The sequence below is a fragment of the candidate division WOR-3 bacterium genome (assembly GCA_039801725.1).
In the GTDB taxonomy this organism is placed as follows: Bacteria; Hydrothermota; Tepidihabitantia; order Tepidihabitantales; family DTDR01; genus DTDR01.
The window spans coordinates 42,548-62,580 of the sequence record JBDRVE010000006.1 but is presented as its reverse complement, the minus strand read 5'-3'; the positions used below and the strand labels follow the sequence as shown (position 1 = coordinate 62,580).

Here is a 20,033-nt window from a genome sequence, read left to right as displayed (position 1 = left end):
GAAACAACTCCCATCGAAAAGAAAATAATCTTCTCCGACAGTTTCTCTAACCCACCTCTTTATGATACCTTCGTAATAAAGTTCAGAAGAACAAAAAGGGATGTGGAAAATAACTTAAAAATGAGTTATTCAATTTATAGTTGCACAAACGAAAGCCTCTTCTCTGATTATGTCGATGTCTTAGATGTTGTCGCCGATTCCCTTTTCAAAGGATTTTATGACGGAAAAATTAGAGAAATAGTAGATACTTTTCAAAAATTAAAGGCCCCAATCTTCCGTTATTATCTTTGCGATGAACCAGAACCCGACCAAATACCAACAAGTGCCTATGTAAATTATATGCTTAAATTTTTGGAAGCACCATCCGGAATCCAAGCAATTAATAACTTCACTAAAGACATTGACTCTTTTTATAAATATTATTTAATGCGACAAAGAGAGAAGAACTGATGATTTACTTTAATCAAAAAATAATTCTCTTATCTTCTTCGCTCTCTATTCGATATTTTAAAATAAATGAGGAATGATTTTAATTTAATAATTGACTTTTTTTAGAAATTATTTAAAGTAATAAAAGATATGGTTAAAGATTTAAAGGAGGAGTTATGAATATTTTAAGAATTATTTTGGTCATTTTTATTTGTTTTATATTAATTGCTATTACTTTACTAAATCCTGAACGAATACCTGAGGTAAATATAATTTTTGAAACAAAAAGGAATGTTCCTTTAGCAAGTGTTATTCTTGTTGCTTATCTTTTTGGACTATTAACTGTTGGTATTTTTACAATTATTAGTGAGATAAAATCAAAAATTGAAATTAGAAAATTAAAGAAAGAAAAGGAAGCCTTACTTGCCGAGTTAAATGATTTAAGAAACTATTTTTTAGTTGAAAAAGGAGAAGAGAAATGACCATTTTAATAATTTTTATCATCTTCGTGCTTTTTGTTGCCTTTTATCCAATTATTATCAATCTAATTAGAAAACAAAAATTTTTCCCAACTCTTTTTACTGAAAGTTTGATTTCTTATATCGCTGGTAAAAAAGAAGAAGCGATTAAAAAAATGGAAGAACTAGTAAAAACTAATAGTGAATTTATTGATGGCTATCTTTATTTAATCGATTGGTATCAAGAAAAAGGAGAAATAGAAAAAGCCAAAAAGATTAACGAACTATTATCGCTTCGGCGAAACTTGCCCAGAGATAAAGAATTAATTGTTTTTAAAAAATTATCTTATTTCTTAGCCCAAGATGGCAGATATTTTAAGGCGATAAGTTTGTTAGAAGAGATAATTAAAAGTGGTTGGAAAGATAGAGATAGTGCTTCTTTACTTTTCACTTTATATCTAAAAACAGAAAATTATCCTTTGGCTATTCAATTTTTAAACAAATATGGAAATAGTCTTTTTGATAAAAAACAACTTGCTACTTTTTATGCCGAATTAGGGAATCGTCTTCTAACAAAAGATAAAAAAGAAGCCAAGGAATATTTAGAAAAATCATTAAAATATGATGAGAACTCTTTTTATGGCTTGTTATATTTAGGAAATTATTACGAAAATGAAAAAGAGTATGAAGAGGCAATCTCTTATTGGTTAAAATTTTTAAGAAATTATCCACAAAAACTTTCTCTTATTAAAGACAAATTAGCCAATGCTTTATTCTCTTTGGGTCGTTATGAAGAATTAGTAAATATTTACAAGGAATTTGGTAAGGAAACAAAAGAAAAAGAATATTATTGGGAAATCTTGGAATTTTATGAAAAGATGGAAAATCTAAAAGAAGCGATTAATATTTTAGAAAAGGAAAAAGATAAAATACTAGAAATTTATCTTCTTTTAGCCAAAACCTATTTGAAACTAAATGATTTAGAGGAAGCTTATAAGAATCTTAATAGTTATATAGAGATTGTTAAAAATAGAGAAAAAATTAACTGTCCTTATTGTCAAAAGGAATTGAAAGAACCTATTGCTATCTGTTTTGAGTGTTGGCAATGGGATGTCAAAGGATAAAGAGAGTTTAACTCCCCTATTAGCCCAATATCATCAGATTAAGAGAAAATATCAAGATGCTATTCTCCTTTTTCGTTTAGGCGATTTTTATGAGATGTTTTACGAAGATGCGAAAATCGCTTCCAAAGTATTGGGTCTAACACTCACTTCCCGTTCTTACGGAAAGAGCGAAAAAATACCTTTGGCTGGAATTCCTCATAAATCACTGGATACCTATCTTTCCAAATTAATAAAAGCCGGTTATAAGGTAGCGATCTGTGAACAGTTAGAAATTCCGGAAACCTCGCGAAAGATTATTAAACGCGAAGTGGTGGAAGTAATAACACCTGGTGCTATCTCCCGACCTTCTTTATTAGAAGATAAAAAAAACCATTTCCTACTTTCTCTTTATTTAGAAGAAAATTGTGGTATTGCTTATTGTGATATCTCTACTGGTGATTTTTATGTTAGTCTAATAAAAAAAGAAGAGATAAAAGAAGAACTTTTAAAAATTGAACCAAAGGAAATTATTTATCCCCAAGATAAAAAAGAGATTGAAGTTTTGTTAAAAAAGGATTTTTGCTTAACTCCCTTAGACTCTTATTATTTTTCTTTTGATTTTGCTTATGAGAAATTAAAGAAATTTTTTAATGTCGCCAATTTAGTAGGCTTTGGTATTGAAAATCTTCCGGAAGTTATTTCGGCGGCTGGCGCCTGTCTTTATTATTTAGAAGAAACTCAGAAAGGTGCTTTAAACAATATCTCCAAAATAACTTATCAGGAGTTAAGAAATTATTTAGTCTTAGATAAACCAACCAGAAGAAATTTAGAATTATTAGAAAGAATTAGCGACAATAGTGTCGAAGGTTCTTTGTTGTCAATTATTGATAAAACTTTGACACCACAAGGAGGAAGACTTTTAAGAAGATGGCTTTTGTATCCCTTATTAGATATTGATGAAATTAACCATCGCCTTTCGGCAGTGGAAAAAATTTGCTCTTCCTATTCGCTAATGAAAGAATTGGAAAATTACTTAGAAAAGATTGGAGATATTGAAAGGATTTCCTCCCGAATCGCAACCGAAAGGGCTAATGCCCGAGATTTAGTAAATTTAAAAGAGTGGCTGAAAATTTCTTCTCCCTTAAAAGAATTATTGATTAATAATGATAATGAAAGACTTAAATATTTAGGAGAAAAAATTGCTAATTTCAATACCTTAATTGAAAAGATTGAAAAAACAATTGTTGAAGACCCGCCTTTAGCAATTACTGAAGGAGGAATTATTAAAGAGAATGTTTCCGAACTTTTAGATGAACTACGAAGTATTTCTCGAAATGCAAAAGATTATATTTTAAAAATTGAAGAGAAAGAGAAAAAAAGAACTGGTATACCAACTTTAAGGATTGGCTACAACTCAGTTTTTGGTTATTATATTGAAGTGACAAAATCTTATGTAAAATACGTGCCAAAAGATTACATCCGAAAGCAGACTTTATCCAACGCTGAAAGGTTTATAACACCGGAATTAAAAGAATACGAAACAAAGATTTTAACTGCTGATGAAAAAATTAAGGCATTAGAATACGAGATTTTTATTAATCTCCGAAAAGAGATAAGTAAACAGATAAAAGAAGTATTTGAATTCGCCAAAATAGTTGCGGAAGTTGATGTTTATCTTTCCTTGGCAAGAGTAGCAAAAGAGAAAAATTATGTAAAACCAATTATTGATAATAGTGACGAAATTATTATCAAAGATGGTCGACATCCAGTGGTGGAAGAATTGGTGGGCGAAAATTTTATTCCTAATGATACCTATTTAAACAGTTCTACTGACCAAATTTTATTAATTACTGGACCAAATATGTCAGGAAAATCTACTTATCTAAGACAAGTAGCATTAATTGTCATTCTTGCCCAAATGGGCTCTTTTGTACCGGCCAGTTATTGTAAAATTGGTGTGGTAGATAAAATTTTTACCAGAATTGGTGCCTCTGACGATCTTTCACGAGGCGTTTCCACTTTCCTTGCTGAAATGCAGGAAACCGCTAATATTTTAAATAATGCTACGGAAAGAAGTTTAGTAATTTTAGACGAGGTAGGTCGAGGAACTGCTACGTATGATGGGTTAGCGATAGCCTGGGCAACCACTGAATATCTCCATTCCCATCCGAAAGTGCGACCAAAAACAATTTTTGCTACCCATTTTCACGAACTTACTGATATTGCCCGTTATTTACCAAGAGTAAAAAATTACACCTTTTTAGTAAAAGAAAAGGGCGATGAAATTATTTTTTTAAGGAAATTAGTAGAAGGTGCCAGTTCGCGCAGTTATGGAATAGAGGTGGCAAAACTGGCTGGTCTCCCTAAGGAAGTAATTGAAAGGGCAAGAGAAGTATTAAAATACTTAGAAAATGGCGAAGAAGTAAGCCTCAAAGGTTTAAGAGATAAAAATCCCTTACAATTAACATTATTCTATCCCATTGAACATCCAATATTAGAAGAAATTAAAAAATTAAATCTTAATGAACTCTCTCCTTTGGAAGTCTTTCAAATTGTCCTTAACTGGCAAAAAAGAATAAAAGAAGAAGGATAGAACTAATTTTACAAGTTAATTTCCTATTTTTATATTTCACGCATCTCTTCAATCGGTATTTCTTTGATACTTCTCATTAAATATATATCAATGATAAAAAGAATCGCCATCCATATCAAAAGGATTATTATTGAGTAGCAAGGATGAATCAATAATGATTGTTTATTAAGCAACTCATTCCATTTTAATGGTATGGGTTTACCAAAATACACGTAAGCGCTCAAATTATATATATTGTTAAAAGGCGAAGCATACACCATAGTTTGATTGGCAACTCCAAAAATTTGAGAGTAAACCAAAGCAATATTTGTCATCATCGGAAAAAATGAAACTAAACGGATAGATTTCACTTTTTTTATAAGCATAAGAACAAAAACAATCATTGTTGCCAATAAATAGTAAAAAATTCCACTTATTCCTACTACCAAAAAGGCAAATAATGGTTTTGCTGGCAAAAGATTGCAGGAAAAGGCATGACTAAAAATTAAATAAGTACAAATAATTAATATTACAGCAAGAAAAAAAGAATAAACAAAGGTTCCCAAAATAATTTGTGAGAAAAAAGAAATGGGAGAGATTTTGCCATATTTAATTATATAAGGTAAACTGGATGTAACGTAAAGAAAATAATAACATAAACTTACACATAACGCAGCAAGTGAAAATGTTACCGCCACACCGTACCAACTGGCTGTGTAACCAATTTTAACTTCATAAAAAGCAATAACATCTTTTGACATTCCTTTACCAAAAAGATAAGCACCCATGAAAAGCCAAAAAACTACAAATATTATTGACCAGAAAAAGGTCTCTTTGGAAAGAAATAATGATTTAACATAATATTTAAATATTTTCATATTAAAATTTCGTATATCCTGGTTATATCTATAAAATCTTTTAATTTATAGTCACCAACTTTATCACTTAAGTAAATTTTCTTACCACCCACTTCTATTACCAAAAGAGGATTTTCTAAATCTTTTAAATGGATATAGGTCTCTAATATTTTTTCTAAAGGTTGTAGTGGCCCATACAACTTGCCTTCAAAGATAAAATAAAGCGAATAGTTTGGAAAATATCCAAGAACCGAAAGCTGATGAGTTATTAGTAAAACTGTACCTTTATAATTTAGAATTAGATTTAAAATTTTTTCTCTTCGGGCAGGATCGGCATTCTCAAAAGGCTCATCTAAAATTAACAACTCGGGATTCGATGCTATTGCCAATATATTACAAACAAGAATCTGCTGTCCTGCGGAAAGTTGATGAAGTTTTTTCTTCCATACATTTTTTAATCCCAAATTCTCTAAAAGAGTTTTGGCATATTCCAAATCTCCTCCTTTCAAATGAATATAAAGATCAAAAAGGTCTCGCAGATTAATAGAGAATAATGAATAGACCGGTGGATAGTTTGTTGCCAATCTTGTTTCTCCACGGATATTTTCGATTTCTTTACCAAAAATTTTTATTGAACCGTTTTTAATTTTAAGCAATCCTAAAATTGTTTTTACTAATGTTGTTTTGCCAGAACCATTGGGTCCCAATAAGATAACCTTTTCGTTCTTTTGAATATTAAGAGATATGCCTTTTAATATTTCTTCTTTCCCATAATTAACAAATATATCTTTAATTTCTAATAATCTATTCACTTTAATAAATAAATATCGGGGCGACTGGATTTGAACCAGCGACCCCCAGCACCCCAAGCTGGTGCGCTAAACCACTGCGCCACGCCCCGATTTAATTAAATATAATCAAAATTTTTTAAAAAGTCAAGATTATTTGAATTTATAAGGGGATATTACCGTGCTTTTTCTTAGGATTCTTAAGTTTTTTATTTTTTAATAACTCTAACGCCCAAATAATTTTCTCTCTTGTATCTTCAAACATTATAATCTCATCAATATAACCAAGTTCTGCTGCCTTAAAGGGATTATTAAATTTCTCTTCATATTCTTCAATCAATCTTTTTTTCAGTTCTTCTTTATTTTCGGCAGATTCTATCTCCTTTTTGAAGATAATATTTACCGCTCCTTCGGCACCCATTACGGCAATTTCGGCAGTTGGGTAAGCAAAATTAAAATCACCTCGAATATGTTTAGAAGACATAACATCATAAGCACCACCATATGCCTTTCTCACAATTACCGTAATTTTGGGTACTGTTGCTTCACAGTAAGCATATAATAATTTTGCACCATGCCTTATTATTCCACCGTACTCTTGCGCCGTTCCTGGTAAAAAACCAGGCACATCAACAAAAGTAATTATCGGAATATTGAAACAATCCAAAAATCTTACAAACCGGGCAGCCTTAACAGAAGCATTTATATCTAAACAGCCGGCTAGATATTTCGGCTGATTAGCAACAATACCAACAACCTCGCCATTCATTCGAGCAAAGCCAATAATAATATTCTTTGCCCAATCTTTTTGGACTTCAAAAAAGGTTCCTCTATCCACAACTTCTTCGATTATTGGCAACATATCATAGGATTTTCTTGGATCATCAGGAAGCATTTCTTTAATTTGCGGTGTCTTTCTTTTTGGGTCATCATTGGTTTCTCTTCTCGGTGGTTTTTCTTTGTAATTTAAAGGCAAATAGGATAATAATTTTCTGGCAATCATTAATGAATCCTTATCATCCTTTCCTTTAAAATGGGCAACTCCAGAAACCTGCATATGAGTATCCGCACCACCAAGTTTTTCCATAGTAACCTCTTCTCGAGTTACTGCTTTGATTACCTCTGGTCCAGTAATAAACATATAACTAGTTTTCTCGGTCATAATAATAAAATCAGTCAAAGCCGGTGAATAAACCGCTCCACCAGCACAAGGTCCCATTATCACCGAAATTTGTGGAATAACTCCGGAAGCCAAAGTGTTTCTTAAAAATATTTCCGCATAACCTCCCAAAGAGGCAACCCCTTCTTGAATTCTCGCGCCACCGGAGTCGTTTAAACCAATTATCGGAATACCAATTTTCATTGCCAAATCCATAATTTTACAAACTTTCTCCGCAAACACCTTAGAAAGGGTGCCACCAAAAACGGTAAAATCCTGAGAAAAAACTGCTACATCCCGACCGTCAACTTTACCAAACCCGGTTACTACCGCATCTCCATAAAATTTCTTTTTATTCATTCCGAAATCAACACAATCATGAACCCTTAACCTATCAACCTCTTGAAAACTATCTTTATCTAATAAAATTTCTAATCTTTCTCGAGCGGTAAGTTTTCCTGCCTCATGCTGTTTTTGAATCCTTTCCTCGCCGCCACCTTTTAAAGCCAGTTCATTCCTTTTATTTAATTCTTCAATTATCTTTTTGTATCGTTCCATATATAAGAATAAATATAAGGCGGCGCCGGGATTTGCACCCGGGAATAGCGGTTTTGCAGACCGCCGCCTTAGCTGCTTGGCTACGCCGCCATATAAAAATTTTAAATAAAACTTATTTTTGGTCAATAAGTTAACAACTTCAATACTCATCTATATTGACAAAATTTTTCTTTTTTGTTATAATTATTTATTAGGGATGTTAGGGATTAAAAAACTAAAATTCTTATGGGTTTATCAACTCTTTTAATTAAATTATTTGGTGGCACTAAAAACGAAAGGGAACTAAAAAAACTTTGGCCAATCGTTGAAAAAATTAATAGTTATTTTGAGAAATTTAAAAATTTAAAAGATGAAGATTTTATAAAAAAGACTGAAGATTTTAAAAAAAGAATTTCTGAAGGAGAAAGTTTAGATTCAATTTTACCGGAGGCTTATGGGTTGGTAAAAGAGGTTTGCCGAAGACTCTGCGGTAAAAAGTGGCTTGTTTGTGATATAGAAACTACTTGGGATATGGTTCCCTACGATGTCCAATTATTAGGTGCGATTGTTCTTCATCAAGGTAAAATTGCAGAAATGAAAACCGGTGAAGGTAAGACTTTAGTAGCCACCATGCCATTATATCTAAATGCCTTAACTGGCAAAAATGTCCATCTAGTAACAGTAAACGATTACCTAGCAAGAAGAGATAGGGAATGGATGGGACCAATTTATGAAACTCTGGGATTAACCGTTGGGTGCATTCAGCAAGGAATGGAAACCGAAGAAAGAAAAAGAGAATACAATTGTGATATCACCTATGGCACCAATAATGAATTTGGTTTTGATTATCTTCGAGACCATATGGTTTTAAGATGGGAAGATAAAGTCCAAAGAGGTCATTATTACGCAATTGTTGACGAAGTGGATTCAATTTTAATTGACGAAGCCCGAACTCCTCTAATTATTTCTGGTCCAGTAGAAGAGGAAGAAAAAAATATCTATCGCGAATTGGCTCCGGTAGTAAGAAATTTATACAATCTTCAAACAGTATTAGTCTCTCGAATCGTTGAGGAAGGAATGAAACTTCTTAAAGAGGGAAAAATAAGAGAAGCAGGGATAAAATTCCTCCAAGCAAAAAGGGGATCGCCCAAAAATACGCAATTATTAAAAGCGGAAAGGGACGTAGAAATTAAAAAACTCATTGAAAAAACTGAGTTAGAATATATTCGTGAAAAAAAGATTTATGAATTGGATGAAGAACTTTATTATGTAACTGACGAAAAAGACCATAGTATTAGGCTAACAGAAAAAGGTCGGAAACAAGTAATTGAATATCTTAGAGATCCCGACTTTTTCTTGTTACCTGACTTAGCAATTGAAACCAAAAAAATTGACGAAAATCCCGATTTAACACCAAAGGAAAAAATCTTTGAAAAAGAAAAACTCTACGAAATCTATGCAAGAAAAAGTGAAAAACTAGCTTCTTTAGAAGCACTTCTTAAAGCCTTTGACCATTTTAAAAGAGACGTTGACTATATTGTTCAAGATGGCAAAGTAATTATCGTTGACGAATTTACTGGTCGTTTGATGCCAGGAAGAAGATTCTCCGACGGCATTCACGAGGCTTTGGAGGCAAAGGAAAATGTAAAAGTTCAAGCTGAAACTCAAACATTAGCAATGATTACTTTACAAAATTACTTTCGCCTTTATGAAAAACTTGCTGGAATGACTGGCACCGCAGCAACTGAAGCTAAAGAATTTTGGGATATCTACCGGTTAGAGGTAATAGTAATACCAACCCATAAGCCTGTCAGAAGAATTGACGCACCCGATATTATATATAAAACAAAAAACGAAAAATATAAAGCGATTTTGGAAGAAATAGAGAAATGGCATAAAGAAGGAAGACCAATTTTAGTAGGAACTACTTCGGTAGAAGTATCAGAATTATTATCAAGGATGTTAAGAAGAAAAGGGATAAATCATCAAGTTTTAAATGCTAAACATCATCAAAAGGAGGCGGAAATTGTTGCCAAAGCCGGTCAACCTTACGCAGTAACTATCGCTACCAATATGGCTGGTCGAGGGACAGATATAAAGTTAGGGCCAGGGGTAGTAAAAGGAAAAAAATGTTATATCAATAGTAACGGCGACGGAGATTGTGAATATTGGGAAAAAAATCCAGGAAAATGTTTAGAGGAACCTCCCTGTGGTTTATATATTATCGGTACAGAAAGACACGAAGCGCGCAGGATCGACAATCAATTACGAGGAAGAAGTGGACGTCAAGGAGATCCGGGCTTTTCGAGATTTTTCTTATCTTTGGAAGATGATTTAATGCGCCTTTTTGGTAGTGACCGAGTAGTAAGTATTATGGAAAGATTTGGGAAAAAAGAGATGGAACCTCTTACTCATCCGTTAGTTACTAAAGCAATAGAAAATGCTCAAAAAAGAGTAGAAATGCGAAATTTTGAAATTAGAAAACACCTTTTAGAATTTGATAATGTAATGAACAAACAAAGAGAAGTAGTATATGCTTGGCGGGATGAAATTTTAAAAGGCGAAAATATTATTGAACTCTATAAAGAAGCAAGTGAAGCGATTATTGATAATCTGTTAGATAAATATGCCACTGAAAAATTTCCAGAAAATTGGCAATGGAATGAGTTAAAAACCGAATTTGGTCTTATTTATCTAGTGGATTTACAAATACCTCCGGAAGAAATTCCTAAAATGAAAAAAGAAATTTTAAAAGAAAAACTTTTAGCAATTGCCAATAATCGATTATTAAAAAGAAAAGAAGAGTTAGGCGAAGAAACTTTTCAGGAGTTCATTAAATTTATTTTTCTAAGAACTTTAGATTCAAAATGGCAACATCTTTTAAGAGAATTAGATACTATCCGGGAAGGAATAAATTGGCGTGCTTATGGCCATCAAGATCCTTTGATTGAATATCAAAAAGAGGCTTATAATCTTTTCCAAACCTTAATGTTTGATTTTTATAAAGAAGCAATAACAATGTTATTTAGAATTACGGTGGTTCCCAAACAAGGGAAGTCACCAAGAAGAGTGGTGGCGTATAAACCAACTATTACCGCCACCCTTAATGAACAATCAGAAGAGATAACTCAACAAACAATAATAAAGGAAAAAAAAGTAGGAAGAAATGACCCCTGTCCTTGTGGGTCAGGTAAAAAATATAAAAAATGCTGCGGAAAAAATAAATAAACTAAAAAGGAGGAAGCAATGAAAACAAGAACAATAGTTTGGACGATCGTTGGTATTGTAGTAGTTGCTGGCGTAATTTTTACAATCATTTCTCGTCGTCAGGCAGGCACATTAGGACCTTATTACCGCACAAGAGATATGGCTGACTGGCAAAAGGATTATCAAAATATGTTAGAAGACATTGAAAAATTTCAAACAAGATATGAACGAGCAAAAGGTAAAATTGCTAGCCCAACCGCCGAAGAAAGCAATCTAATGAGCCAAATTGATGCTAAAATTCAAGAATGGAAAACCGAAACTGAAAGGTTTAACCAACTTCAAACCGAAGAAGAAAGAAGAGCTTGGTGGGACAAAGTTACCGATTTGAGAAAAGAGGCAAGGAAGCTTCTTAGAACATTAAGAAAAGGTGGCGAAGAAGAAGGTGAATAATCATACAGCAAATAGCTTTTCTCAGAACGTCCTCTCGGTGATTTCCTAATAATTTATAAATAAAGGACCCTCTCCTTTAAGACCCGTAAGTGGAGAGGGTCCTTTATATTTTTAATAAAAAATGGGCCTAAGAGGGATCGAACCTCTGACCTTCCCGTTATCAGCGGGACGCTCTACCACTGAGCTATAGGCCCTTTATATAAAATATATAAAAATTTTTTGAAAAGTCAAATATTTTTTTTTATAATTTATTATGCTTCAAAAATTTGAAAAGAAATTTAAAAAAGACCACTGGGATAAATTATTAAAAATAAAAAATAACGATTTATTTTCTTTCTTATCATTCTATTTAGAACTTCTTAATCCGAAAGAGATTTATTTAGTTACTGAGGAAAGCGATTTTGATTATATTAAAAAAAGAGCATTAGAAACCGGCGAAGAAATTCTAACTGCTACCCCAGGCCATACTATTCATTTTGACAATTATTACGACCAAGCCCGCGATAAGAAGAACACCAAAATTTTGTTAAGAGAAGAAGAAAAATTGGGAGAAGAAATTCTTATTGCTCTCCAAAAAGAAGGGCTCGATGAAATCCATAAACTTTTGAAAGACATAATGAGAGACCGAGAACTTTATATTATTTTTTACCTTCTGGGACCAAAAAATTCTCCTTACGCAATTCCGGCAGTCCAACTGACCGATTCCTCTTATGTCTGCCATTGTGAAAATTTACTTTATCGTTTAGGCTACGAGACTTTTTTGAAATTAAAAGATAATCGCTTTTTCAAATTTATTCATAGTCAAGGAGAATTGGACGAAAGAAAAACTTGTAAAAATCTTGATAAGAGAAGAATTTATATTGACCGAGATAACTTAGTATGTTACAGCGTGAATACCCAATACGGAGGTAATTCTATCGGGCTCAAAAAACTGGCAATGCGTTTAGCAATCTATTTAGGTTATAATGAAGGCTGGCTTTGTGAGCATATGTTGATAATGGGAATTAATGGTCCTAATGGAAGGGTTACTTATTTTACTGGTGCCTTTCCTTCTTATTGTGGTAAGACTTCTACCGCGATGATGGAAGGAGAAAGATTAGTCGGTGATGATATCGCTTATCTTTTTATCAAAAATGGTGAATTGAGAGCAATAAATGTTGAAAAAGGTATGTTTGGAATTTTAGAAGGAATTAATGAAGAAGATGACCCAATGCTTTATAAGGCACTTACTACCCCACGAGAAGTAATATTTGCTAATGCTCTTTTAACAAAAGAAGGTTTTATCTTTTGGAACGGTAAAACCAAAGAGATTCCAAAAGAGGGATACAACTTTTCTGGCGAATGGTATTTGGGGAAGAAAGATGAAAAAGGTAAAGAAATACCTGCTTCTCATAATAATTCCCGTTTCACTATTGAATTAAAACATTTTGAAAATTTAGATTTAGAGGCTTTAGAAAATCCCGAAGGAGTATTAATCAGTGGAATTGTTTATGGTGGTAGAGATACCGATACTTCCCTACCGGTAGAAGAGGCTTTTGATTGGGCTCACGGAGTTATTACTAAAGGAGCTGCTTTAGAATCAGAGACTACTCCTGCTACTTTGGGAGAAACGGGTATCAAAAAGATTAATCCAATGTCTAATCTTGATTTTTTATCAATTTCTTTAAGCAAATATTTAAAGATTTATTTGGAATTTGGCAAAAAATTAAAAAGAGAGGTTAAGATATTCGGAGTTAATTATTTTCTTAAAGATAAAAATGGCAATTTCTTAAACGAAAAGACCGATAAAAAAGTCTGGTATAAATGGATGGAAAAAAGAGTTCACAATGAAGTTAAAGCGATAAAAACTCCTACCGGATATATTCCTTATTATGAAGATTTAAAAATTCTTTTTAGAGAAGTTTTGAATAAAGATTACTCTTTAGAAGATTATCATAAACAATTCTCTTTACGAGTTAATGAAAATTTGAGTAAAATTGAAAGGATAATAAAATTCTACGAAAAAGAAAACGCGCCAGAAGAAGTTTTTCAAATACTAAAAGAACAAAAAGAAAGATTATTAAAAGCTCAAAATAGATTTGGTGATTATATTATTCCCGAAAAATTTATAACTTTATAATTTTAAATTATTCATATCATAATAATAATATTTAACACATTTACTTTTAATTCCCTTGACATTTTAAAATTTTTGACTATATTTGTATTAGTTATGTTTATAGAATGTTATAAATTCTTAATAGAAATATAAAAAATGGGAAAAAATTTGCACAGAAGAAGAAAAACCTAATGGAGGGGGTAATAGGGGGTAGGTCTATCATACGGGAATATTTTTAACTCTATTAGTGTTAATAATAATATTTTTATTAATGGTAATAACAATAACTTTATTAATGCGAATAACAATACTTTTATTAACGGCTCTAACCATAAGTTTATGTTTAAGAACTTCGTAAGACTTAAATAACTTATAGAGATTGGGCTATGTAATAGAGGGAACCTTTGATAGAAAAATAAAATATAATCAATAAGGCTATAAGATGAGAATAGTTAGGAGAATAATAAACAAACATAATAAAATGTTGCTTTATTCAGGATATTTTAGATATTTATTTGAGTATAAGTAAAAGATTCTCTTGTTTGAAGGCAATTCTTTTTTATTTCTCTTGAATTTACTCAGAAGTTTTATATTTTAACACATTTACTTTCTTTATTTGACAAATCAATTTATTTTATTATTATATAAAAATGAGGAAAATATTTTCTTTCCTAATTTTTGCCTTCCTTTTTGGTTATCAAGAATTAAAGCTCTCTTTATCTCCTTATGAGTTGATCACTGGAAATAAGACTTTACCAAGTTATTATACTAATTTTATCTTTGGTAATCCCTTGGGGATAAAAAAGCGAGCCGTAAGTTTCAGTTATCTATCTTATTTAGTAAACACCCATTTTGGTGGGTTAGGTTTTGCTGAAAATAAAGGTAAAAATCAATACGGAATTTTCCTTAATTATTTTAACAGTGGTGAGATAAAAAAAACTGATGAATTTGGTGAAGAGTACGGTTATTTTTCATATTTTCATATTTCTTTAAGTCCTTTTTTTAGTTATAAATTAGGAAGTTCAAAAATTGGTATTCTAACCAATCTTATTTATTCTGGTTGCGATACTCTTTATTCTTTGGGAACAGGTATTAATCTTTTAGGTATGAGTGAGATTAATATTTTTCGGATTGGCTACGGAATAAAAAATTTAATATTTATCTTTAAACCTTATTACCAAACTAAAAAATTAGAACAACCAGAATTTATTTTGGAAGGGAGCGCAGATTTAACCGAACTAATTAATCTGCCTAAAAATAATGGTTTATCTATCTCTACTGGTTTTGCTTATTCTAACTTAGGATTAGATTTCCATTTAGGAACAGAACTAATGATAAGCAATCTTATTATTTTTCGTTTAGGTTATCTTGGTTTTAAAGAAGGATTTTTAACCCGATTCTCTTTGGGATTAGAATTTACAAAAGAGCCGGTTGCTTTTTCTTACGGATTTTTACCTTATCAAAACTTAGGAATCGCTCACATCTTCAACCTTACTTTCTATTTTTAATAATCTTTAAAAAATGAACTATTTCTTCCAACAACTTCTTAATGGTTTTCAATTAGGAAGTGTTTATGCCTTAATCTCTCTTGGCTACACAATGATTTATGGAATAATTAGATTAATTAATTTTGCTCATGGTGATATTTTTATGCTTGGTGCCTATTTCGGTTTTTATGCGATTACTCGGTTAAAATTTAATTTCTTATTGGCAATTATCTTCTCAATGGTCTTATGTATGATTATCAATGTTATTATTGAAAAGGTTGCTTATGCTCCTTTGAGGAAGAAAAATGTTCCGCGAATAAATCTTTTAATTACTGCTATCGGCGTCTCTTTTTTCTTAGAAAATTTTACTTCCTTAAAAATAATCTTTGGTCCCGATTATCAACCTTATCCCCGACCTTTTAAGATTATTACTTTTGATTTTTTAGGTTTAACCATCTCCTCTATTCAAATTATTGTCTTTCTCATTACTTTAGTTTTATTATTGATTTTAGATTATCTAATCAAAAGAACAAAAATTGGTTTGGCAATGAGAGCAGTATCTTATGATAAAGAAACGGCTTTACTTATGGGAATAAATGTTGATAATATAATTTCTTTAACCTTTGCCTTAGGTGCTGCTTTAGCCGGTGCCGGTGGAGTTTTATACGGAATCTGTTATCCCCAAATTCATCCCTATATGGGAATAATGCCTGGACTGAAAGCCTTTGTTGCTGCTGTCCTTGGTGGGATTGGCATAATTTCCGGTGCTGTTTTAGGTTCTTACATTATTGGAATGGTAGAAGTTTTTACGGCTGCTTTTATATCCTCAACTTTTCGCGACGCAATTGCCTTTGCCATTTTAATTATCGTGCTTTTAACCCGTCCACAAGGATTATTTGGTAAAGAAGAAGGAATAAAATTATGATTAATCTCTATATTATCCAAATTTTTTCTTATGCCTGTTGTATTACAATTTCCGCCTTGGGGTTAAATCTTATTTATGGCTATACTGGTCTCTTTTCTTTAGGACACGCTGCCTTTATGGGAATTGGTGCTTATTTATCAGCATTATTAACAAAATCTTTTTCTCATTATGGATATTTTATTTATATTGGAGCAATAATTTCTTCTGTTATTTTTACCTTTCTAATTAGTTATCTCATTGCTATTCCCATTTTAAAGTTAAAATCAGACTATTTAGGAATTGCCACTTTAGGATTTGGAATAATTGTGAAGGTATTATTAGATAATTCCGATAAGGTTTTTTCCCAAATGGGTGGCTCAAGGGGAATGCTTGGTATCCCTAATTTTACTAATTTACCAATTGTTTTATTCTCATTAATTTTAATTATTCTTATTATGAGAAATCTTATTTATTCTAAATTTGGCAGAAATTTAATCGCCATTCGGGAAGACGAAAATGCTGCCTATGCGATGGGAATAAATGTTTATAAACAAAGGCTTTTAGCATTTGCTCTTGGTTGTTCCTTTGCGGGCTTTTCCGGTGCTTTATATGCCCATTTATACTGTTTTCTCCATCCGAGCAATTTTGATTTTCTAAGGTCTATTGATTTAATGCTAATTATTGTTTTAGGCGGTTTAGGAAGTATGAGCGGAACAATTATCGCTTCTTTTCTTTGGGTTTTTATTTTAGAAGGTTTAAGAATAATTCTTCCCCAAGCAATCTTAGATTGGCGATTAGTGATTTATCCTTTACTATTAATTTTATTAATGCTTTTAAGACCACAAGGAATTTTTGGCAATAAAGAGATTCTATGGCTGAAGAAGGAATATTAAAGATTGAAAATTTAAATAAATCTTTTGATGGCTTAAAGGCAGTCAAAGATTTTAATCTTATCCTTAAAGAAGGTGAATTATGTGGTCTTATTGGTCCGAATGGTGCGGGCAAAACTACTGTTTTTAACTTAATAACCGGCTTTTATAAACCAGATAGCGGAAAAATAATTTTCCAAAATAAGGATATTACCAATCTTTTGCCTCATCAAATTGTCCATTTAGGAATTTCAAGAACTTTCCAAAATATTAGACTTTTTAATAATTTAACTGTTTTGGAAAATATCCTTTTTGCCTTTAACTACCAGATTAATTATTCAACAACCGAGAGTATTTTACGTATTGGTAATTTTAAAAAGGTTGAAAAAGAAGTTAAAGAAAAATGTTATCAGTTCTTAAAACTCTTTGATTTAGAGAAAAAGGTAAATATTTTAGCAAAAAACCTACCGTATGGAGAAATGAGAAAATTAGAAATTGCCCGTGCCTTAGCCCTTAATCCCAAACTTCTTTTATTAGATGAACCTTCTTGTGGTATGACGATTGGCGAAACCTCCCTTTTGATGGATTTAATTAAATTTATCAAAGAAAAATTTAAATTAACAATTTTTATTATTGAACATCAGATGCGGGTAATCATGAACCTTTGCGAAAGAATTGTTGTTATGGATTTTGGTGAAATTATCGCTGAAGGCAAACCAGAAGAGATTCAAAATAATCCAAAAGTAATTGCTGCCTATTTAGGAAGGGAATATGCTCTCCATTGAAAATCTCTTTGTCAATTACGGAGTGATTAAAGCATTACAAGGAATATCTTTGGTTGTGAGGGAAAAAGAGATTGTTGCTTTAATTGGTAATAATGGTGCTGGTAAAACAACTACTTTGAAAACTATTTCTGGTTTAATCAAACCGATAAGTGGCAGAATCTATTTTCAAAATATTGATTTAACAAAATTAAATCCTTGCCAAATTGCTAAATTGGGAATTATCCAAGTGCCCGAAGGCAGAAAACCTTTTGCCAACCTCACTGTTTATGAAAATTTAAGATTGGGTGCCTATTTTGTTAATAAAAAAAGTGAAATTGAGGAAAGACTTTCCTTCGTTTTCAAAATTTTCCCTCGTTTAAAAGAAAGATTAAAGCAGCCAGCCGGTACCCTTTCAGGTGGCGAACTTCAAATGCTGGCTATTGGTCGAGGATTGATGGCAAAACCTAAATTACTCCTTTTAGACGAACCTTCTATGGGACTTTCACCAATATTAGTAGAAGAGATATTTTCAGTAATTAAAAATATAAACGAAGAAGGAACCGCTATTTTACTTATTGAACAAAATGCTTTTAAGGCTTTATCAATAGCCCATCGGGCATATGTCTTAGAAACCGGCAAAATAATGTTGGAAGGAAAAGCAGAAGAATTAATTAATAATGAAAAGGTAAAAAAGATTTATTTAGGAGTTGGGTAAAATTTGTTAACAATCGGAAAATCAAAACTTTCTTTCTTTAAGATTAATTTAAGAGGTGCTTGTTTCCTTTTAAATTCATTTTGATAAATTAAACTTACAATTTTATTCACATCTTTTGGCGAAAATCCTTTTCTCACAATATTTCGCAAAGGCAGGTTTTCCATTAAATAATATTGAATAATTTCATCCAATTGGGAATAGGGAATTAAATCTTTTTCATCTTCTTGATTAGATCTTAATTCCGCTGATGGTTTTTTAGTTAAAATTCTTTCGGGAATTAAATTAAATTTCTTATTTAAATATTCTGCCAATTTATAAACCTCAGTTTTTGTCAAATCAGCAATTGGTGCCAAACCGCCACTCATATCACCGTAAAGGGTTGTATAACCAACTACCATTTCTGATTTATTACCGGTTGCCAAAACTAAATAATTAAATTTATTTGCCAAAGCCATTAATATATTTCCTCTTATTCGGGCTTGAATATTCTCTTCTGTTTTATCAAAAGGTAAATCTTTAAAAATTGGTTTTAAGGTATTTAAATATTCTTGATAAATCTCATTAATAGAAATTTCTAATACTTTAATTCCCAAATTTTTTGCCAAGGTATAAGCATCTTCAATACTCTCTTTTGAAGAATAAGGTCCAGGCATTATTAAACCGATGACATTTTCTTTACCTAATGCCAAGGTCGCTAAAACAGCAACTACACTCGAATCAATTCCGCCAGAAATTCCCAAAATTACTTTTTGAAAATTATTCTTTTTTACATAGTCTTTAATTCCTAAAATAATTGCCTGATAAATTTCTTCTCTCTCATCTTCTTCTTTTTCAGATAAGGGTGCATAAATAATACTTTCGTCATAAATAATAAAATCTTCCTCAAATCTTTTTGCCCTCATTAAAATTTCACCATTTTCCGACACTACCATACTTTCGCCATCAAAAATCTCACCATCATTTCCTCCCACCAAATTGCAATATATTATCTTAATATTATTTTCCTTCGCTTTCTTTTTGAGCAAATCTTTTAGCAAGTTATGTTTATTCACATAAAAAGGCCGAGCGGACAAATTGATAATTAACTCCGCTCCTTTTCTTTTAAGTTCTCTTATTACTTCATACTTACCTTCTAAATCTTCGCCAATGATTATCCCTATTTTTTTGCCATCCAAGTTAAAAACGATTCTTTTTTGAGAAGGTATAAAATAATTAACTTCTTTTGAAGAAAGATTGGTTTTAGCACTAAAACCAAAAAATTTTCCATCCCTTATAAAATAAGCCGCATTCAAAAGATTTTTTCCAATTTTCAAAGGTAATCCAATTATAAGAGAAATTTCTTTAGAATTTTTAAAAATATTATTTAAACTCTTTTGAGAATAATTTAAAAAATCAGGTTTCTTCAATAAATCTTTAGGAAAATAACCGGTAAGAAAAAGTTCGGGGAAGATAACTAAATCTACTTTTCTTTCCCGGGCGATCCGAAGAGTATTTAAAATTTTATTTAGATTCCCTTTAAAATCACCAACCGTAGAATTTAATTGAGCAATACCAATCCTCATAAATATATTTTATTTTAATCTTAAATTTAAAAAAATCAAGAGGCGAAAAGAAATAATTTATTAAAAATTCAAGA

At 31.5% G+C, this 20,033-nt stretch carries 16 protein-coding genes and 3 tRNA genes; 12 read left to right on the top strand and 7 right to left on the bottom strand.

The window, feature by feature from the left end:
- The 4 genes from ABIK75_02435 to mutS form a co-directional block, all read left to right on the top strand.
- On the top strand, positions 1-450 hold a 450-nt coding region (locus ABIK75_02435), incomplete at its 5' end, for a hypothetical protein (protein MEO0089951.1).
- 155 nt (positions 451-605) lie between these two features.
- Positions 606-911, top strand: coding sequence for a LapA family protein (locus tag ABIK75_02430; protein ID MEO0089950.1), 306 nt, complete (start codon positions 606-608; stop codon positions 909-911).
- Positions 908-2,011, top strand: a complete 1,104-nt coding sequence (locus ABIK75_02425; protein MEO0089949.1) for a tetratricopeptide repeat protein — start codon at positions 908-910, stop codon at positions 2,009-2,011. The genes ABIK75_02430 and ABIK75_02425 overlap by 4 nt, the downstream gene beginning before the upstream one ends.
- Entirely contained in the window at positions 1,998-4,583 is a 2,586-nt protein-coding gene (mutS, locus tag ABIK75_02420; GenBank protein ID MEO0089948.1) for a DNA mismatch repair protein MutS, read from the top strand. The genes ABIK75_02425 and mutS overlap by 14 nt, the downstream gene beginning before the upstream one ends.
- 29 nt (positions 4,584-4,612) lie before the next feature.
- Here mutS and ABIK75_02415 read toward each other — a convergent pair whose 3' ends face one another.
- The 5 genes from ABIK75_02415 to ABIK75_02395 all read right to left on the bottom strand — a co-directional run bounded on the left by ABIK75_02415 (position 4,613) and on the right by ABIK75_02395 (position 8,014).
- On the bottom strand, positions 4,613-5,440 hold the full coding sequence (locus ABIK75_02415) for a hypothetical protein (GenBank protein ID MEO0089947.1): 828 nt from the start codon (positions 5,438-5,440) through the stop codon (positions 4,613-4,615).
- Positions 5,437-6,231, bottom strand: a complete 795-nt coding sequence (locus ABIK75_02410) for an ATP-binding cassette domain-containing protein (GenBank protein ID MEO0089946.1) — start codon at positions 6,229-6,231, stop codon at positions 5,437-5,439. Before ABIK75_02410 ends, ABIK75_02415 begins: the two co-directional genes overlap by 4 nt.
- Before the next feature lie 15 nt (positions 6,232-6,246).
- Positions 6,247-6,320: transfer RNA gene (locus ABIK75_02405), tRNA-Pro, on the bottom strand.
- 50 nt (positions 6,321-6,370) lie between these two features.
- Positions 6,371-7,924, bottom strand: a complete 1,554-nt coding sequence (locus ABIK75_02400; protein MEO0089945.1) for an acyl-CoA carboxylase subunit beta — start codon at positions 7,922-7,924, stop codon at positions 6,371-6,373.
- 17 nt (positions 7,925-7,941) lie between these two features.
- Positions 7,942-8,014 (bottom strand) — tRNA-Cys (locus ABIK75_02395).
- A 135-nt stretch (positions 8,015-8,149) separates the two neighbouring features.
- Between ABIK75_02395 and secA the strand changes: the two genes are divergently transcribed.
- Together secA and ABIK75_02385 are read left to right on the top strand one after the other, a co-directional pair.
- A complete protein-coding gene (gene secA, locus ABIK75_02390) occupies positions 8,150-11,131 on the top strand; it encodes a preprotein translocase subunit SecA (protein MEO0089944.1) in 2,982 nt (993 codons plus the stop codon).
- Between the two features lie 18 nt (positions 11,132-11,149).
- Entirely contained in the window at positions 11,150-11,560 is a 411-nt protein-coding gene (locus ABIK75_02385) for a hypothetical protein (protein ID MEO0089943.1), read from the top strand.
- Between the two features lie 122 nt (positions 11,561-11,682).
- On the opposite strand, the gene ABIK75_02380 is transcribed toward ABIK75_02385, so the two are convergent.
- A tRNA-Ile gene (locus ABIK75_02380) sits at positions 11,683-11,754 on the bottom strand.
- A 59-nt stretch (positions 11,755-11,813) separates the two neighbouring features.
- Here ABIK75_02380 and ABIK75_02375 point away from each other — a divergent pair.
- From ABIK75_02375 to ABIK75_02350, 6 genes are all read left to right on the top strand, one after another.
- Positions 11,814-13,679: a phosphoenolpyruvate carboxykinase (GTP) gene (locus ABIK75_02375; protein ID MEO0089942.1), complete on the top strand. Its 1,866-nt coding sequence runs from the start codon at positions 11,814-11,816 to the stop codon at positions 13,677-13,679.
- A 629-nt stretch (positions 13,680-14,308) separates the two neighbouring features.
- Positions 14,309-15,166 carry a hypothetical protein gene (locus tag ABIK75_02370; protein ID MEO0089941.1) on the top strand — a complete coding sequence of 286 codons (858 nt, stop codon included), beginning with the start codon at positions 14,309-14,311 and terminating at the stop codon, positions 15,164-15,166.
- Positions 15,167-15,179: 13 nt separating this feature from the next.
- Positions 15,180-16,070, top strand: a complete 891-nt coding sequence (locus tag ABIK75_02365; protein ID MEO0089940.1) for a branched-chain amino acid ABC transporter permease — start codon at positions 15,180-15,182, stop codon at positions 16,068-16,070.
- Positions 16,067-16,942, top strand: a complete 876-nt coding sequence (locus tag ABIK75_02360) for a branched-chain amino acid ABC transporter permease (GenBank protein MEO0089939.1) — start codon at positions 16,067-16,069, stop codon at positions 16,940-16,942. Before ABIK75_02365 ends, ABIK75_02360 begins: the two co-directional genes overlap by 4 nt.
- On the top strand, positions 16,921-17,703 hold the full coding sequence (locus ABIK75_02355; GenBank protein MEO0089938.1) for an ABC transporter ATP-binding protein: 783 nt from the start codon (positions 16,921-16,923) through the stop codon (positions 17,701-17,703). Before ABIK75_02360 ends, ABIK75_02355 begins: the two co-directional genes overlap by 22 nt.
- Positions 17,690-18,397 carry an ABC transporter ATP-binding protein gene (locus ABIK75_02350; protein MEO0089937.1) on the top strand — a complete coding sequence of 236 codons (708 nt, stop codon included), beginning with the start codon at positions 17,690-17,692 and terminating at the stop codon, positions 18,395-18,397. The genes ABIK75_02355 and ABIK75_02350 overlap by 14 nt, the downstream gene beginning before the upstream one ends.
- Here ABIK75_02350 and ABIK75_02345 read toward each other — a convergent pair.
- Positions 18,379-19,959, bottom strand: a complete 1,581-nt coding sequence (locus tag ABIK75_02345; protein ID MEO0089936.1) for an NAD+ synthase — start codon at positions 19,957-19,959, stop codon at positions 18,379-18,381. The genes ABIK75_02350 and ABIK75_02345 overlap by 19 nt on opposite strands.
- Positions 19,960-20,033: the final 74 nt, after the last annotated feature.

Bases quoted from the DNA above. Each gene is read 5' to 3' on its own strand.
- ABIK75_02430 (MEO0089950.1), top strand. From the start codon at position 606: ATGAATATTTTAAGAATTATTTTGGTCATTTTTATTTGTTTTATATTA.
- ABIK75_02425 (MEO0089949.1), top strand. From the start codon at position 908: ATGACCATTTTAATAATTTTTATCATCTTCGTGCTTTTTGTTGCCTTT.
- mutS (MEO0089948.1), top strand. From the start codon at position 1,998: ATGTCAAAGGATAAAGAGAGTTTAACTCCCCTATTAGCCCAATATCAT.
- ABIK75_02415 (MEO0089947.1), bottom strand. From the start codon at position 5,440: ATGAAAATATTTAAATATTATGTTAAATCATTATTTCTTTCCAAAGAG.
- ABIK75_02400 (MEO0089945.1), bottom strand. From the start codon at position 7,924: ATGGAACGATACAAAAAGATAATTGAAGAATTAAATAAAAGGAATGAA.
- secA (MEO0089944.1), top strand. From the start codon at position 8,150: ATGGGTTTATCAACTCTTTTAATTAAATTATTTGGTGGCACTAAAAAC.
- ABIK75_02385 (MEO0089943.1), top strand. From the start codon at position 11,150: ATGAAAACAAGAACAATAGTTTGGACGATCGTTGGTATTGTAGTAGTT.
- ABIK75_02375 (MEO0089942.1), top strand. From the start codon at position 11,814: ATGCTTCAAAAATTTGAAAAGAAATTTAAAAAAGACCACTGGGATAAA.
- ABIK75_02370 (MEO0089941.1), top strand. From the start codon at position 14,309: ATGAGGAAAATATTTTCTTTCCTAATTTTTGCCTTCCTTTTTGGTTAT.
- ABIK75_02365 (MEO0089940.1), top strand. From the start codon at position 15,180: ATGAACTATTTCTTCCAACAACTTCTTAATGGTTTTCAATTAGGAAGT.
- ABIK75_02360 (MEO0089939.1), top strand. From the start codon at position 16,067: ATGATTAATCTCTATATTATCCAAATTTTTTCTTATGCCTGTTGTATT.
- ABIK75_02355 (MEO0089938.1), top strand. From the start codon at position 16,921: ATGGCTGAAGAAGGAATATTAAAGATTGAAAATTTAAATAAATCTTTT.
- ABIK75_02350 (MEO0089937.1), top strand. From the start codon at position 17,690: ATGCTCTCCATTGAAAATCTCTTTGTCAATTACGGAGTGATTAAAGCA.
- ABIK75_02345 (MEO0089936.1), bottom strand. From the start codon at position 19,959: ATGAGGATTGGTATTGCTCAATTAAATTCTACGGTTGGTGATTTTAAA.